This is a genomic window from Bacillus sp. PK6-16 (assembly GCF_056530295.1).
The window spans coordinates 293928-310953 of record NZ_CP096512.1; the positions used below are offsets into that span (position 1 = coordinate 293928).

Here is a 17026-nt window from a genome sequence, read left to right on the forward strand (position 1 = left end):
TTTTGTATATTCTCACGTATGATTTTACATACACTTATACTACGCGATCAAAACACCCACAATTCCCTTCACCCGAAGGGCACCTTCTACTCACTCCGAAGACGCTCTTTTTTATGTGATTCCCTACACCTCTTTAGGATTTCTTAATCTTCTTTATCCTTCAAATCTCACATACTCCCCAGATACCCATTGATTTCCCCCAACGTTGTACTAACCATTTTAAACGCCCCAAGATTGATATCGTTCCCCTTGGTACACCTCCTCATATGGTAGCTTGAGAGGAAAAAAATAGATTGTTGATTTAGACTGAAATCAGGCTGAAAACTAGGTAACCAAGAAAAATTTATTTGCTTTAGTTGGTACACCAGGGTTTGAAGAATTAAAAACAGAATTAGAAGAGCGTTTAAAATAATAGTAACTACTCAGCCTCCTCACGGGGGCTTTGTTAATTTACTAGTCTGATATGTACTTTTTGTGTGAATACTATATATACCCTATTGAATAAATATTTAAACAAGGAATTGAATAAAAAAAATCTCAAATACCTTATAACTGTAAGGATGAGATGTCAAAAATGAGTTCTAATATGTTTAATGGGTTTAATTTTTTAAAACAGGATTTAGTTAAAGAAAAGGATTCCTATTCTTCATACAAATAAATCCGCATAAGAAACACGAAAACCCCTCTTATCAAGTTGATAAAGACTTTATTCACTATCGTACCCCCATATCTTATTCGTACAAATTTGACTCCTGCATTTGATTCAAAAGTTAATAACAAATTGTTCCATCATCCTGTAAATATTGCTAATAAAACTCCAATACATAATTACGGGCATAACAGAAAATCGATAAAAACCCGATTGGCTACTTTACACGAACATTCAAATGTTCAACATGTGGTGAAAAAGTAAATATCCAGACTCGCAAATACTTTTACCTTGTGAATGTGGAGGACGCTGTCGAAGAGCATAACCGAATGATGGACCTAATAGACGAATTCAATAAAAATCAATAATTCCAACAGGATTGTAAACAACTTAATGGACAAGATTTATTTTAACAGTGAGTTTATGAGTATAAAAAAACACCCAGTTCTAGTAACTAGGTGTTCCAATTTTAAAATATACATAGCATGAATTTCATTTTATATTTCTTTTTATCTGTGGCGCTAGTTGATTTAGAATCTTAAAAGATACTGGAAAAACAAAAAAAGATTGCATATATTGAACTCAAAACGCTTAAGAAATGAGTGAATGATATGCAATACCCTAAATACACACATAATTATACTGGTACCTATACCGTTTTCAATCAAATTTTCGAAGTCGCTCTACAGCAAGATTTGAAAGTAAACTAAAAATCATTCTACTTGTTTATTGTCTCCTATTATATAAAACGAGGGAACAATTTGAAAATACTTTGAAGCACTCTTTAGGATGCTTCTAAATCAACTAACACCACAGATATCTATTTTAGAATAACATAAATATTCCTAAGTGGATGTTCGAAATTGCTGAATATACAAAATTCAAAATAAAATTATTTACTTCATTATGCTATTTGTATGATTGTAATCGAAGCATTGATAGAATTTGTTGCAGTCCAATCTCCAGTATAATCCGTAGGCGATTGCAATGTCAATGTAGTTGTATTCGCAGCATTAAAAATACTTATTTGATCACCTGCATTCAACGGTAGTATAATAGGTTGCGTCAAGTTTTGTGCATTTACTCCTGTAAAACGAAAATTATTACCTGGCACAGCCCCATTTACTCTTAATCCTAAATAAAAATTATTAAAGCCTGCATTCACATTTATATCCAATCTATATATCCCCGTATTATTCACTGTTACTACGCTTGATCCCGGAACAAATATTACATTATTTAAAGTTAAAGGATCTGCATTTGAAAAACTAATACTCGATCCTGCTGAAATAGTTCTTTGAGCAGTAGTGCCCGTTGCAATATTGAAAATATAACCAAAAGCTTGTGCTGCTAATCCTGTTGCTCCCGTTGGACCTGTTAAGCCTGTCGCCCCTGTTGCAACAGGACCCGTTGCTCCTGTCGGGCCTGGAATACCTTGAATCCCTTGTGCACCTTGAGGCCCTTGGACACCTTGCACTCCTTGAGGACCTACTGGACCATCATTACCTTGCGGACCTGCTGGTCCTTGAATCCCCGCTGGTCCTGTTGGACCAGTAGGCCCTGTCACTCCATTTCCTGTTCCCCCAGTTCCTGGAGGTCCCTGTGGTCCTGTTGCCCCCGTCGGTCCTGTTGCTCCGGTGGCTCCCACACCTGTTCCTCCTGATGCGCTAATTAATCCACTAACAGTATTTAATTTCGAATCCAACAGTAATTCTTTTTTCATTGCCACATCAAGTGTATCCCGGACACTATTATTAATATTCAAAACATCCTGCAACGAAGCTCCTGGTCCTGTAACTCCCGGTAAAGTCCCCAATACAAATTGAATTTTTTCCCCTTCTGCGTTTATAATATGTGCTAACCCTAGCTCTTCAAATGCGATGGAAGATAACAATAAATTTAATGCATCATCCCTTGTTAATGTAATATTCGGGGTTATATTTGGCAAATTAGGTTGTGACACTATCTCACCTCTCCTTTACATCTATTAGATACCTTATAATACTTAGCTATACTAATCTCCGACTTTTTGAAATCTGAACCGTATTTCCTTACCCTACACTAAATATCATAAATCTCACTCCCATAGTATGATGAGGAATAAGATGATGTTCGTTCATTTTTCTTATTTCCCTAAAAATAAGAAAAATCGATTGGTTAGCTGCTACATCAAAGTGAGAAGTCGTTCTCATTATAAATAATGCGATTTTTGTTTTTATCATTTTAGCCAAGAAGACTCCTTCTCAAGGAGCGTGGAGGGTCACAGCCCAGTAAATAGGTGAGAGATGAATTGTTCGACATACATAAAGTATCACTCCGCTACATACCGAACGGAAGGTGAATGAAATGATGATTCATAAAGCCTATACGTTTCGTATAAGCGCAAATAATCCTAATCAACAAAACGCTTGGTTGTTCTTACTTTGTATTCAATCATTTCCTATCTTTATGGGCTCACGCATACAAAGAGACAGGAAAAGGCTTGACCTATGGTACATGCTCTGCCAAACTTCCTGCCATGAAGAAAGAGTTTGTTTGGCTAAAAGAAGTGGATCGTATTGCGATTCAGTCGTCTGTCCGCAACCTTGCGGATGCCTATACACGCTTTTTCAAAAAACCAAACAGCCCCCTCCCCGCCGCTTTAAATCTAAGAAAAATAACGTACAATTTTACACCACAAAACAAACAAATGAAAACATTTCCGTTATAGAAAACAAAATTTAATCACCAAAACTAGTGCTTGTTCGATTTACCAAAAGTCGTGACGTAAAGGGGCGTATTTTACATGCTACAGTTAGACGGAATCCTTTTGGTAGATATTTTGTGTCAATATTAGTTGAAACAGAAATACAAGAATTTCTGAGAACACATTCTTACATTGGAATAGATGTAGGGCTAAAAGATTTCGTTATTCTGTCAGATGGAACACCCTATAAAAATCCGAAGTTTTTCCGATCATTAGAAGAGAAGTTGATAAAAGCACAGCGTGTTCTTTCTAGAAGTATGAAAGAATCTTCTCGCTGAAATAAACAACGAGTAAAAATAGCTAGAAAAGATGACTTAGACAAAATCTCAACTGAAACCATCAAAAAACACGATGTTATCGGTATGGAGGATTTGCAAGCATCGAATCTGTTAAAAAATCATAAGTTAGCAAAAGCAATTAGTGAAATATCTTGGTCACAATTTCGAATTATGTTGGAATACAAAGCAAAATGGTACGGCAAACAAATCATTGTTCTATCGAAAACATTTGCTTCCAGCCAATTATGTTCTGGTTGTGGATATCGAAACAAAGACGTTAAAAATCTAAACCTACGTAAATGGGGCTTTCCTTCTTATCGTACACACCATGATAGGGATAGTAACGTAAGTATCAAATGAAGCGATACGGCTTCTAACATCAAGCACTGCTGGGGTAGCCTTATCAATTAGAGTTCAATAGAACTTTTTACTTAGGAATCCCTCACTTCTAAACAAAATGAAAGTGGGGTAATTCAATTGTTTAGGCTAAGTAAATAAGAAACTTTTCAAACAACAATAAAATAAAAACCTATTATGACTCAATATCATTACTTGAAAACATCACTAAACTTATATATATCCAAAATAAAATTTATAAAAAATCTCTCTTAAAAAATTGCATTACAATTAAACGCCCCTTCAGCTAACTTTTTTAATTTATGAAATTCTGTGTTATCCCCCCTAATATCACCTCTTATTTGTCTATTCTAAAGACAAATAAGAGGTTTTTTATTCTTTCCTAAACAATAATAATAAATTTGTAGTGTTTTAATTTAATTAATTTTATTATTCACTTCCATCATAATAAAAACAGCACCACTAAAATCTAAATCTGTTAATTTGAGTTGTTTTATTTGATTAAGTTCTTTTTGCTACTTAATTATTGATCTATGTTTTCCAACCTAATATTCTTTTCCTTACAGATTTTTCATTCAGATTATAAATTTCATATTTTATATCCATATTTGAAACATAAGTTTATTTTATGAAACATATAATAAACTATATTTTAAATTTTTGTGTTTTTTTCTCGGAATATAGCATACATATACATTGCAACACTTGTTGTTAAAATCATGTGTAGTGACAAGTGTTGCATATCCACTTTCCTAAATAAAAAATCGAATTATCACTATAATAAGTATTTTTTCGATTTTTTTGTCGATTATCATTTTAAATGGTAACGCTTTGAGAATTGTTCGGCCCTTGATACTGCACTGATACATATCAAAATAAAACATAATAATATAATAACTACATTCTAGTTAAAAAACAGACTACAACTAATAACGATTCATTTTAATATCACTTCTAAAGAACGTAATTTCCAGACAATTAACACCTTCAATTATCTGATTTTACCATTTTAGCCAAGAAGACTCCTTCCTCAAGGAACGCGAAGTGAGTAGCTGGAAGATGAATTGGATTTGGACAAGAGATGGCAGAAAGCCACCTTAATTGTTCGATATACATAAAGTGTTACGTCATTATCTGTCGAGTGTATGTTCGTTATATAATAGGCACATGCCGAAATGGAGGTGAAATGAATGATGATTAATAAAGCATATAAATTCCGTATCTATCCAAATAAAACACAAGCAACCCTAATTAATAAAACAATTGGCTGTTCTCGTTTTATATTCAATCATTTCCTATCTCTATGGGATAACACATACAAAGAGACGGGGAAAGGTTTGACATATGGTACATGCTCTGCCAAACTTCCTGCCCTGAAGAAAGCGTTTGTTTGGTTGGATCGTATTGCGATTCAGTCGTCTGCTCGCAACCTTGCGGATGCTTATACACGCTTTTTCAAAAAACAAACTAGGTCCTGTTCGATTTGCCAAGAGTCGCGAAGTAAAGGGACGTATTGTAAATGCTGCAATTAGACGGAATCCTTCTGGCAGATACTTTATTTCCTTGTTAGTTGAAACAGAAGTACAAGAACTTCCGAAAACACAATCTTCCATTGGAATGGATGTAGGACTAAAAAATTTCGCCATTTTGTCAGATGGAACAATCTATAAAAATCCGAAATTTTTTCGATCATTAGAAGAGAAGTTGGCGAAAGCACAGCGTGTTCTTTCTAGAAGAACAAAAGGATCTTCTAGCTGGAATAAACAGCGAGTAAAGGTATCTAAGATTCATGAATATATGGCAAATGCTAGAAAAGATTACTTGGACAAAATCCCAACTGAAATCATCAAAAACCACGATGTTATCGGTATAGAGGATTTGCAAGTATCGAATATGTTAAAGAATCATAAGTTAGCAAAAGCAATAAGTGAGGTATCATGGTCACAGTTTCGAATCATGTTGGAATACAAAGCAAAATAGGACGGCAAACAAGTCATTGTCGTATCGAAAACATTTGCTTCCAGCCATTATGTTCTTGTTGTGAATATCAAAACAAAGACGTTAAAAATCTAAGCCTACGTAAATGGAACTGCCCTTCTTGTCGTACACACCATGATAGGGATAGTAACGCAAGTATCATTCTAAAAAATGGAGCGATAAAGCTTCTAACCGCAAGGACTGCGGAGATAGCCTAATCAATTAGAGTTCGGTAGAACTCTTTACTCAGGAATCCCCCTCTTCTAAACGAAGTGAAAGTGGGGGTAGTTCAAAGCTTCAAAAAACTAAATGAAATTCTTTTTCAAAGCATCCATGCAATAAAACAAAAAACAAAGCTTCTTGCATAAAATTTTCTTATACTAATAGGTGTAATAAGCATTACTTGAAATATTAGTTTCAGCCTTTTTCCATTTAGGGTATATAAAATTGAATTCTAACAAATCATTAAAAACCTCCACCCGCAGTTACATAATAAATAATTTACAGTCGATTATCGCGCAAAAGATTTAAAAACTTACCTTCCTTTTCATTATAAATTTCAAATATATATTCATTCTCATTTAAATGCTTAATAATTTTTGGTAAATCCTTAATTAACGGTATATCTCATACACTAATATAACTTCTTTATTATTTTGTTGCTTTTAGGGCTAAAAACACTTACTCACCAAACCGTAATATCTGCCCCTTCTTTTTTCCAACTAAAAATATATTGTTAGTTAACAATACTTGAAAAAATGCGTACAAAAAGAGCACCCACTCTAGTAGATGCTCTCAATATGATAAAGAATGAATGTAAAACAACGGAGAGATGGTTCCATGCTCTAATATATGCTTACCTTTTTCAAAAGGTGACCCATATTAACACTCCCACGGTTAAAGTCGCAAGCCACACATCTGGTGGTGTAACGGATGGGATTCTTGAATGACTAACCGTTCGCAGTTCATTTTTATTTTGAACAGCCTTCATTTCCGGAATTTTCTGCTATTAATATCTCATCTGCATCTAGCCAAATTATATATCCCTTTGTTGCCTGTTGAAAAACAAAATTACGTGCTGCTGAAAAATCAGCATTCCACTCAAAATCTAGAACATATGGGGGCCACTTTAGTGCACATTCTCCCCTTTCAAAAAACACTCTGATTAAACAGTTTATTCCCCTTGAATGTTTAATAAATCTACTGATTCATTAAACATTCAAATTATATGCATTTATTATTAATATGAAAAGAACTTATAAAAAAACTCTAAATCAAACGTCTACACTTCTTCGCTTTATTTAAAATCAAAAAGTTGCATTTAAAACAGCAGTTTGATATGGAGTATTACCAGGTATAGAATTGACAAGATTATTGGTACTTGGGTCAATCGTAACTACATTATTTCCAGTTGATACAGACACATAAACAATGTCGGTTGCAGGATCGATGTTAATTCCTCTTGGATTCGCACCTACTGTTACAGTTGCTATTGGAGCTATTGGAGCTAGCGTACTAGAATCAAAAATGCTCACAGTTCCTGACCCAAAATTAGATACATACACTTTACCGTTGGCACCCACTCTGAGATCCGTAGGGAATGTCCCAACAGTGACAGTAGCCGTTACCGAATTAGAAGCTGTACTAATCACAGAAACATTACCATCATTTACAGTAGTCACAAATGCTCTCTGTATACTCGGAACTACAGCAATATTTAATTGAGCTTCTGGTGAGGCCATATTCCCACGGTATCGTAGTAATAACGGTATTAGAAGCTAAATTGACAACGGCTACATTACCAGGATTTTGAGTTTCTGCAACATACAATAAATTAGCGGTAGGGTCTAGCGCTATAGCATCTATTCGGGGGCCAATCGTAATAGTGCTCACAATCGCTTTAGTCAATGTGTTTACTACTGAAACATTACCCCGACTCCAGTTTGTCACATAGAGCGTATTTGTACCATCGTTTCCCAATAGCTCAAACGGGCCAGCTCCTCCAACAGTAATAGTCGTTAAAATTGTATTAGTTTGTGCATCACCAACACTGACACTCGCTAAAGTTGAATTCCCTACATATACCCTTTTTAGCGCGGTATTAGTAACAACATCTCTTATGCTAGGGCCCCCAGTATTGTAATTGTACTAATTAGATTAAGGGATGCTTTATCAAATACAGATACCATATTACCGCCCAATCCTGGTATATTAGACACATATAATCGCGGACCTGTTGGACTAAGAGGAATGCCTGGCGCTCCTGTTACTCCTGTTGCCCCATGCCCGTTCCCCCTGATGCACTAATTAATCCACTAACAGTATTTAATTTCGAATCCAAAAGCAATTCTTTTTTCATTGCCATATCGAGTGTATCTCGAACACTATTATTAATATTCAGAACATCCTGCAAGCTACCCGGCCCTCTTCTAAGAATAACCTGATTACTATTTGTTACAGTACTAGCAACAATTTGAGTACCAGTTACTAGCGTTCCATCTAAATAAAAAGCTCCCCCCTACCGTTTCTGTTACTTTGCTTACTTGTAGAGAATACATAATAAGATAACTTTGATTTCCATTTAAAATTATTTCCCCATTATTTAAAGGATACATAATATCTGTACCTTGAATTGACGTTGTATCAAAAAGAACAAAATTCCCTTGTGCAACATTAATATCTGTGCTTAATAAAAATTCGGCATTACTTTCTGATGCCATTGGGCTCTCTAAAAAATAGACTATACTATGAAAAAGAACTAAATTAAACTCATCTCATATTCTATGCACATTTTATTTGGTTTGTTATATAATCCATTACGATATGTGCTATTCCATCCATCTTGATGATTACTATTTAAATTCTAATCCTGTACTATTTTCACCTATAATAAAGGTACATTCTGATATTTCACTAAACCCACCTCTTCAATCACTGCTATGCTCTGAAGATTTATAATAATATTTACCTTATTCCATGTTTTTACGTTTATTTGCTTGTCATGGATAAATTTATGTTTCTTTATTTACAAATTCTTCGAAAAAGGATACATTCTAACTTAGATTGTATGGTACTTCATTTCTTTAAATTTATGTATGTCCCCTTTCAAACTCATTTTGTACACCTTTTAATTCATTCTCAATTGATTCGGTCATAGATGCTATATTTTTTGTTTTAAAAAATGAAAAGAGTTAATATAGCTAGAACTCGTGTTTTGGTCTCTAAGCAAACAACTTCAACGGTTTCTAATGGCATTAATAATTTTATTTTTTTGAGTGCTCGATCTGTTTTGTCATGTACTTTTATGTACCTGTATTGTAGGCAATAAGTTTTTTAGTAATAACTCGTATCCTCCAGACATAAAAAACAACAGAATGCTAATATAAGCATTCTGTTGTGGAGAAATCCTACTGAGAAAACTAAAACGTTTACATTCAAATAACAAGATTATCTTATTATTTAATCTTTACACGGATTCAAAACAAACCCAACATCTGTGTCTCTTTTTTGTCTAGCATCGTGTTTTTAATTTAAAAATAGTTCACACAAATATTATCTATATACTTTCTTGCGAGTAATTAACATCACACTCGTCACTATCCGGGAGAATGACTCCCTGCTCATGTAACATTCCCTTTAAAACTCTCACATTATTTAATGTTTCATTGTCATCTGGTATATATTTAAGAACTTCTTTATTATGTTTGTAGGAACTCCTATAATCACCTATTTTATAATAGCACATACCTAATTGTTTGTGAGGCAACCATGTTTGATAAATAAACTGTTCAATATGATAATTTTGATTCAAAATTCCGTTTTCTATAGCAAGTAAATACCAAAAAATCGCTTGCTTAAATTGCTCTTGTTTTATAAAATGCTCCCCCATTCGACAACAAAAAACTGGTTGTGGTATATCGTACTTAAAGGACTCTACTGTCAATTCAAGCTCCTTTTCCGGTTTCTCAACCTGAAAATAACAGCATGCCAGGTTATGATAAGTAAAAACTCTTAATTCCTTAGGGATATTTTTCGATTCTAAAAAAAGATTATGAAATTTAATTGCTTTTTCATACATCTTATTTACTTGTAATTCCCGTGCATAGTTAAAATAATCTTGTGATGTAAACTTTTCCTCACTTCTTTCAGCCTTCTCATAAATCTCAAGATTTCGCTTAGATGGACTATGGTCTTTCGTATGCGTTACTACAATATCACTATTATAGCAACGATATATTTCTGATGTATTCACATCTTCATGCACCATCCCACTCCATTTAAAACCTTTGCCTTTTTTCAATAATCTAAGTCTATGTGTACTTGTGATAACATTATTGTGTTTATCTAATAAGGTATGGTATACCATCGATACCGCATCTATCGATTCATCTAAGTTTTGTTTTAATTCCAATAATTTTTTCTGCTCCTCTGGCAGCAGTATATCATCCGCATCTAGCCAGAATATATACTGCTGAGTTGCACACTCAAAAGCATAATTCCGTGCTGCCGCAAAATCATCAATCCACTTAAAGTCTAAAACATGCGTTGTCCATCTTCGTGCAATTTCTTTCGTACGATCTGTAGACCCAGTGTCTACAATAATAATCTCATCTGGAATACCTTTTATTGACTCTAAACATTTCTCTAAGTTACTCTCCTCATTTTTCACAATCATACATAAACTAATTGTAACCATCTGCTACCTCCTTTTGGCCCTTTCCATCTCCTTTAAACCTAAGTCCTTTTACGATACTTTATTAAAGCGCATCATCAAAATTATTCATGATACTATATTCAATACATCACCTAAACCTGAAAATGAGCTTCCAGTTTATCCTCACTATTTATGAATTTTACTTTGATAAAGTGACTAGATAGACGCATTCTACCTGAAAGTAATTTTGTCCATGATACTTCTGTAACTTATCATTCAAACAGTCTATATTCCCAGGTATAGTGACAACTTCTTTATCTAACCGTATATCATTATTAGCACTAGTAAATACAACCCATCTGGAAATATATCCCATTTACAGGCCCTTCCGTACAGAAGTAACTAGTAATACACTAGCTCTAACTGCTTATAAGTGTTTGTTTATACCTTTGGAACAAGCTTTTTATATACTGCTTAACTAGCCCTATGGTTTTGCAAAATATATAAAACGCATTAAATACCCTTATCGAATTCCATACAGTATTCAACTATAAAATGACGGAATCGATTTATAATTTTTTAATATGTTCTATATAGTTGTTATAAATAGGATAGTTTTTTGATAGACAAAAATTCTTTTTATTTGCGAGCTCAACTAGCACCACAAGTTAATAAAATATATGCACAAAAGTTTGATATATTTATTACTCCCGCAACTTTTGTGCACATCATAAAAATCAACGATTCCCTTTAGCTTGGGAATGTAGTATTTAAAATTGTAGTTTGATAAGGTCTATTTCCTGCAGGTATAGCATTAAGAAGCGTATTTGTTGCTCCATCAATTACCACAACACTGCCAATGCCGTCGCCAGTAGCTACATAAACATTATTTGTAGCTGAATCTACATACACTCCTCTAGGAGGAGACGGAACTGTAACTGTGACTATTACAGAATTTGAAGTTGTATCAATAACAGAAACATTTGAGCTACTAAAATTCGATACATAGGCCCGGTTCAAAACTGAATTTACATCTACATCGGTTGGATTCACTCCCACTGGGATGGTAGCCGTGATTGAATTAGTCCCACCGTCAATAACAGAAACATTGTTACTGCCGACATTTGCTACATATACCAAGTTTGATATCGTATTTATGGCGATATTTAACTGATCCTCCCCAAAACCGTTAGGCCCCACTGCAAGGGTCGCAATAATTGTATTAGTCGTTAAATCAACAATTGCGACTCGGCTACTATCATCCTCCGCCACATAAAGTCTATTTCTCGCTGGATCTAAGGCAAGGGCCTCTACTTCTGTTCCAAATGTAATTGTTCCAATTATTCCATTAGTTGCAGTATCTATTATTGATACATTACCTAAAGCAAAGTTTGCTGCATAAAGTCTATTTCCACTATCATCTATTGCTGAACCTAATACAATTCCCCCAGTTGGAATATTGACTAACAAGCTGTTTGTATCAGCATCAATCACGGCAACACCGGTAGATATCGAAGCATATACCCTATTACGACTTGGACTGGATACGATATTTCTCAGATTAGGAAATCCTGGTATCGTAGCAATACGAGCGAAAGTTGTTTTATCTACAACAGAGATATCCGAACCAAAAGCATTAGAGATATAGACCCGCGGACCTGTTGGACCAGCAAGTGTACCTGTTGGACCGGTTACTCCCGTTGCTCCTGTCACTCCCGTTGCTCCTGTTACCGAAGGGCCTTGAGGTCCTGTTGCTCCCGTCGGGCCAGGAACCCCCTGAACTCCTTGTGCACCTTGAGGCCCTTGGATACCTTGCACTCCTTGAGGACCCACTGGACCATCATTACCTTGCGGACCTATTGGTCCTTGAATACCCGCTGGACCTTGGGGACCTGTTGCTCCCGCTGGACCAGTAGGACCGGTCACTCCACTGCCTGTTCCCCCAGTTCCTGGAGGTCCCTGCGGTCCTGTTGCCCCCGTCGGTCCTGTTGCTCCGGTGGCTCCCACACCTGTTCCTCCTGATGTGCTAATTAATCCACTAACAGTATTTAATTTCGAATCCAAAAGTAATTCTTTTTTCATTGCCATATCAAGTGTATCTCGGACACTATTATTAATATTCAGAACATCCTGCAAAGATGCTCCTGGTCCTGTAACTCCCGGCAAGGTCCCCAATGCAAATTGTATTTTTTCCCCTTCTGCGTTTATAATATGCGCTAACCCCAGTTCTTCAAATGCGATGGAAGATAACAATAAATTTAATGCATCGTCCCGCGTTAATGTAATATTCGGCGTTATATTTGGTAAATTTGGTTGTGACATATTTCGTGTTTCACCCTTTCTTTAAAATTTAAGAACATATACATATATAGGATTCAAATCTCAATATATACACTTCTTTCAATCCTATACAAAAAAGATACTATTATTATGCAAAAAAACATAGTTTATAATTTTTATAAACTATGTTATAGTATGCAACTATTAAGAAATTCGTACTATATTTACGGTAGTAATATTATAATTTATTGTAACCGGATTTATATTACTTTGGGTAACACGCAATTCTAATATATGGCTACCCGGTCCTGTTCTAAGAATAGCCTGATTACTATTCGTTACAGTACTAGCAACAGTTTGAGTACCAGTTACTAGCGTTCCATCTAAATAAAAAGCTCCCCCTACCGTTTCTGTTACTTTGCTTACTTGTAGAGAATACATAATAAGATAACTTTGATTTCCATTTAAAATTATTTCCCCATTATTTGAAGGATACATAATATCTGTACCTTGAATTGACGCTGTATCAAAAAGAACAGAATTCCCTTGTGCAACATTAATATCTGTGCTTAATAAAAATTCGGCATTACTTTCTGATGCTACTGGACCTGTTGGGCCTGCTGATCCTGTTGGACCTGTTGGACCTGTTGGACCTGTTGGACCTGTTGGACCTGTTGGACCTGTTGGACCTGTTGGACCGTTTCTTTCTATGATATCGGAAATTTTATTTAGTTTAGATCCTAAAAGCAATTCCTTTTTCATAACAGTCTCTAATGTAGATTGAACACCCTTATTGACATTTAACACATCCTGTAATGTTGCATTAGAACCCGTCATCCCTGGTAAAGTACCTAGTGCAAATTGTATTTTTTCCCCTTCGGCATTCACAATATGGGCTAAGCCAAGCTCCTCAAATGCAATTGATGAAAGTAATAAATTAATTGCATCATCTCGAGTTAACGTGATGGCTGGCGTTACATTTGGCAAATTGGGTTGTGACATAATAATCTCCCATCCTTCTCTATAAAAATTTGCACACAATAAATTTATGCTACACATAATATAATTAAACTTAAATTTTTTTAAATTAATTACCTTGCATAGATAAAACATTTTATAATAGCATCATACAATCAAAAATACACGTCAGTCCAATCCCTTTAATCAATATGTACTGTAAAATATTTTTTAAATTATTCACCAATTAACATCCTAACGAATTATTCAAAATAGGAGATTCCTAAGTAATTCCTGCGGTTAGAAGGCGGCGTTTTTATTAGACATTCTATTGATTTTTAAGGTTCTTTGATTTTTTTTAAACATACATTTATATATTCTAAAGCTCTAAAACTGCCAACACCTTTTAAAATCAAATATTTAGGATTATTTTCACCTAAATTTAGACAGAGTTCAAAAGTTTTTAATGCATCTGTATAATTTTTTAGTTGAAATAATGATAATCCTTTATAATAATATAAATCTACATAGTCAGGATATAGTAATATAGCCTTTTCAATATTTGGATAAATTTCCTCTATAAATCCAGCATCAAAATAAATGCTATATTTTAGCCTGTAAATTAACGACGGTGGTTTAATTTTATTTTTTATAAACTTTAGAATAGTCACATTCAAAAAATATAGTGCCAAATTATAAAACTTCTCTCGGTATAATTCGCTAGCAATATGATAATCTATCCATGGGTTTGGATTTCTAATTTCTGCTATTAATAATTCGGTATTTCTTTTATTTTTCTTTTTTAATTTAACAACAGGGTTTAAATAACCAAAATGATGTATGTTAATTTTTAAAGTTTCAATATCAGATTCCAAAATTTCATCAGGCATACAAAGAGTTTCGTGCACACGCCCATGGAATTTTATCCCAATACCATTTTTAAATATACGTGTTTGATAAAAAATAAAGATTTGATCAGTATCAATCAAATTTTCTTCTCCTACATAATTTAAAATAGGAAGACTAATAATAGGGGCTTCGGTTTTTTTTAATAATTCTTTTAGACTAGCTGGTTTAATTTTTTCAATTACTTCATCTGCGTCTAAATAGAATATCCAATCTTTTGTTGCTTTTTCTATTCCAAAATTCCGTGCTTCGGCAAAATGATTATTCCAAGTTTTACAATACACATTTTTTGTGTATTTTTTACATATATTTATGGTATTATCAGAGGATCCTAAATCCACAATGATAATTTCATCTACTAAATTATAAACATGCTTTAAACATTCTTCGATACAATGTTCCTCATTTTTTACAATCATACATAAAGAAATAGTTGGGAATGACATGCAGCAACCCTCCTCATAGAATACAGTTTAGAAAAGCAGTTTTGCTTTTCACCAATTTTCCTTAAATTGTACAACAGGGTTCCTTACCGAAAATTTTTAAGTGAATGGATTTATGAAAAAGATGCATTGGAAATTTGTTATCTTTTCCTACAAGCTTTATCTATAGCAAAGAATTTGTTAACCGATCCATTATTATCACTATCAACACACTAGCTGCTTCGATAACTTGATTGGGATTTTGAATAATTGTTCAAAAGATAGTAGCCTAAATTTAGCATTATCTTTTTGTAGGCGAGGTTATGGTTATGTAATAAGCTTTAGGGAGATTTCTTAGCATCCATTTATCTGAATAGTCAGCAGTTCCTTTACAAATAGATCTATTCACTATTTTAGATGTCAGCTCTAGGAAGTGACATAAAAGATGTCAAACAAATCAAATGAAAAATCTCAGTGTTTCAAAAAATTTCACTCTTTTATATAAAATTATAATTGGCATGAAAGCCACCTATATGTGTAGCACCCTCTCTGTAAATTTTTAAACGCGGATAGAAAATATGCAATATACCAATACCATCGTTACAAGTGGAAAAGCCTCCTCGCATCAAAGAATTTAGTTGAACATTTGATAAAATTAAGGATAAAACCAATGCCATACGAATCATCGATTTTAAAGTAAACACAATTTAACAGATGATTACTACGTCTTACAAAATTTACGATACGAGAAAGATCACACAAGACTTTAGTCCGTCTTTAGACGTGGAATGAAAGCATCATTTTTGCATAAAAAAACATGGGATACGTTATTCATAGTCATGCAAAAGACGTTAAAGCATTTGAGAACCAACAATCTGCACGTTATGGTCACAGTACCGTCGCCCACGAACCTATAGTGGTGATGGCACACCGCATTCTTGCACGTCAGCGATACCAAAAAAGGACTTCGCCTTTGGTAGCAAAAATCTCACTACCTGTTTGAAGTGGGTGATCCCTACCAACACCGATGTTACCCACCGGATAATCTTAGTAGACTTAGCCCGCAGTCCCTACAGTGAAAACCTAAATGTCAAGCCCCACGCTGCTTACTGTAGTTTGATTTTCGCACCTCCAACATGCGTGGGGTAGATAGAACGTGAAAGTTTTTACAATTGCAACGTTTTTCTGCAACTAACCTTATATCCAGAATTTTCAAACGATATTCTGTACAAGTATATGATAGCGGATATATTGGCTTACCCCTCATGCATCTCCCACCTAAAATGAGTATTTCACATTTTTGAGGATGAATTTTTTTGATAAGAAAACAATAAAAATACAGTTTCTTATTTTTACACATTTGCTGAAAAAATGGAAATATCTTTAGCAATCCAGGTCTGATTAGGATAATTAATTTCTGTGTGTATTTTACTATGCATGTCTAACTCTAATATGTTATTTATAAATTTTTGAGCAAGCTTTTTATTTTTAAGAAATGGGTGGTTTTTTAAATGTTTTTTATATTTTTTTAAGCAAGTTAATTCTTGCTTCGAAAAAAAAGGGAGCTGAGAAGACCCTTCAAAAATCAATTTACTATGAGAAAAATTAGTGTATATTTGATACAGCAAATGTAAGGAATTCAATATATTTTCTTCTGTGGTTTTTTTTTCTTGCATATTTCCCTCTTCACTTTGATCCATATAATCTATGAGAAATAATAAAAAGGTTTCTAAAAAATCTATAGATATTTTGGATACGTTATGTTCGGCAAAATGTGATGGATAATGATAAATAACCATG

General features: G+C 34.1%; 11 protein-coding genes and 4 pseudogenes. 3 read left to right on the forward strand and 12 right to left on the reverse strand.

Annotation, left to right across the window (positions count from 1 at the left end; all coding sequences use genetic code 11):
- Positions 1–153 precede the first annotated feature (153 nt).
- Positions 154–264: pseudogene (locus M1D66_RS28730) on the reverse strand (N-acetylmuramoyl-L-alanine amidase); the annotation flags it as partial.
- A gap of 1052 nt (positions 265–1316) precedes the next feature.
- Between M1D66_RS28730 and M1D66_RS28735 the strand changes: the two are divergent.
- Positions 1317–1448, forward strand: a pseudogene (locus M1D66_RS28735) (IS982 family transposase); the annotation flags it as partial.
- Positions 1449–1553: 105 nt separating this feature from the next.
- Here M1D66_RS28735 and M1D66_RS28740 read toward each other — a convergent pair.
- On the reverse strand, positions 1554–2612 hold the full coding sequence (locus tag M1D66_RS28740; protein WP_479831976.1) for an alpha-helical endospore appendage domain-containing protein: 1059 nt from the start codon (positions 2610–2612) through the stop codon (positions 1554–1556).
- An 88-nt stretch (positions 2613–2700) separates the two neighbouring features.
- Complete coding sequence (locus M1D66_RS28745; protein ID WP_479831977.1) at positions 2701–2880, reverse strand: hypothetical protein; 180 nt, start codon at positions 2878–2880, stop codon at positions 2701–2703.
- 115 nt (positions 2881–2995) lie between these two features.
- Between M1D66_RS28745 and tnpB the strand changes: the two are divergent.
- Together tnpB and M1D66_RS28755 are read left to right on the forward strand one after the other, a co-directional pair.
- Positions 2996–4094: pseudogene (tnpB, locus tag M1D66_RS28750) on the forward strand (IS200/IS605 family element RNA-guided endonuclease TnpB).
- A 1126-nt stretch (positions 4095–5220) separates the two neighbouring features.
- Positions 5221–6225, forward strand: a pseudogene (locus tag M1D66_RS28755) (RNA-guided endonuclease TnpB family protein).
- A 753-nt stretch (positions 6226–6978) separates the two neighbouring features.
- On the opposite strand, the gene M1D66_RS28760 reads toward M1D66_RS28755, so the two are convergent.
- From M1D66_RS28760 to M1D66_RS28800, 9 genes are all read right to left on the reverse strand, one after another.
- Positions 6979–7167: a glycosyltransferase gene (locus M1D66_RS28760; protein WP_479831979.1), complete on the reverse strand. Its 189-nt coding sequence runs from the start codon at positions 7165–7167 to the stop codon at positions 6979–6981.
- A 147-nt stretch (positions 7168–7314) separates the two neighbouring features.
- Positions 7315–7749, reverse strand: a complete 435-nt coding sequence (locus M1D66_RS28765; RefSeq protein ID WP_479831980.1) for a YncE family protein — start codon at positions 7747–7749, stop codon at positions 7315–7317.
- 524 nt (positions 7750–8273) lie between these two features.
- Positions 8274–8420, reverse strand: a complete 147-nt coding sequence (locus tag M1D66_RS28770; RefSeq protein WP_479831981.1) for an alpha-helical endospore appendage domain-containing protein — start codon at positions 8418–8420, stop codon at positions 8274–8276.
- A gap of 49 nt (positions 8421–8469) precedes the next feature.
- Positions 8470–8727 carry a hypothetical protein gene (locus M1D66_RS28775; protein WP_479831982.1) on the reverse strand — a complete coding sequence of 86 codons (258 nt, stop codon included), beginning with the start codon at positions 8725–8727 and terminating at the stop codon, positions 8470–8472.
- Positions 8728–9563: 836 nt separating this feature from the next.
- Positions 9564–10703, reverse strand: a complete 1140-nt coding sequence (locus M1D66_RS28780; RefSeq protein ID WP_479831983.1) for a glycosyltransferase — start codon at positions 10701–10703, stop codon at positions 9564–9566.
- 708 nt (positions 10704–11411) lie between these two features.
- Positions 11412–12983: a YncE family protein gene (locus M1D66_RS28785; RefSeq protein ID WP_479831985.1), complete on the reverse strand. Its 1572-nt coding sequence runs from the start codon at positions 12981–12983 to the stop codon at positions 11412–11414.
- A 162-nt stretch (positions 12984–13145) separates the two neighbouring features.
- The gene (locus M1D66_RS28790) at positions 13146–13943 is read right to left on the reverse strand and encodes an alpha-helical endospore appendage domain-containing protein (protein ID WP_345742480.1); all 798 of its coding nucleotides are present in this window, start codon (positions 13941–13943) and stop codon (positions 13146–13148) included.
- 293 nt (positions 13944–14236) lie between these two features.
- Positions 14237–15250 (reverse strand): glycosyltransferase, encoded by a 1014-nt coding sequence (locus M1D66_RS28795; protein ID WP_242555251.1) that lies wholly within the window; start codon positions 15248–15250, stop codon positions 14237–14239.
- A 1328-nt stretch (positions 15251–16578) separates the two neighbouring features.
- Positions 16579–17025, reverse strand: a complete 447-nt coding sequence (locus M1D66_RS28800; protein ID WP_242555252.1) for a hypothetical protein — start codon at positions 17023–17025, stop codon at positions 16579–16581.
- Position 17026 lies beyond the last annotated feature (1 nt).

Excerpts from the sequence above, each read along its gene's own strand:
- M1D66_RS28765 (WP_479831980.1), bottom strand. The coding sequence starts at position 7,749 with ATGGCCTCACCAGAAGCTCAATTAAATATTGCTGTAGTTCCGAGTATA.
- M1D66_RS28775 (WP_479831982.1), bottom strand. The coding sequence starts at position 8,727 with ATGGCATCAGAAAGTAATGCCGAATTTTTATTAAGCACAGATATTAAT.
- M1D66_RS28780 (WP_479831983.1), bottom strand. The coding sequence starts at position 10,703 with ATGGTTACAATTAGTTTATGTATGATTGTGAAAAATGAGGAGAGTAAC.
- M1D66_RS28785 (WP_479831985.1), bottom strand. The coding sequence starts at position 12,983 with ATGTCACAACCAAATTTACCAAATATAACGCCGAATATTACATTAACG.
- M1D66_RS28790 (WP_345742480.1), bottom strand. The coding sequence starts at position 13,943 with ATGTCACAACCCAATTTGCCAAATGTAACGCCAGCCATCACGTTAACT.
- M1D66_RS28795 (WP_242555251.1), bottom strand. The coding sequence starts at position 15,250 with ATGTCATTCCCAACTATTTCTTTATGTATGATTGTAAAAAATGAGGAA.
- M1D66_RS28800 (WP_242555252.1), bottom strand. The coding sequence starts at position 17,025 with ATGGTTATTTATCATTATCCATCACATTTTGCCGAACATAACGTATCC.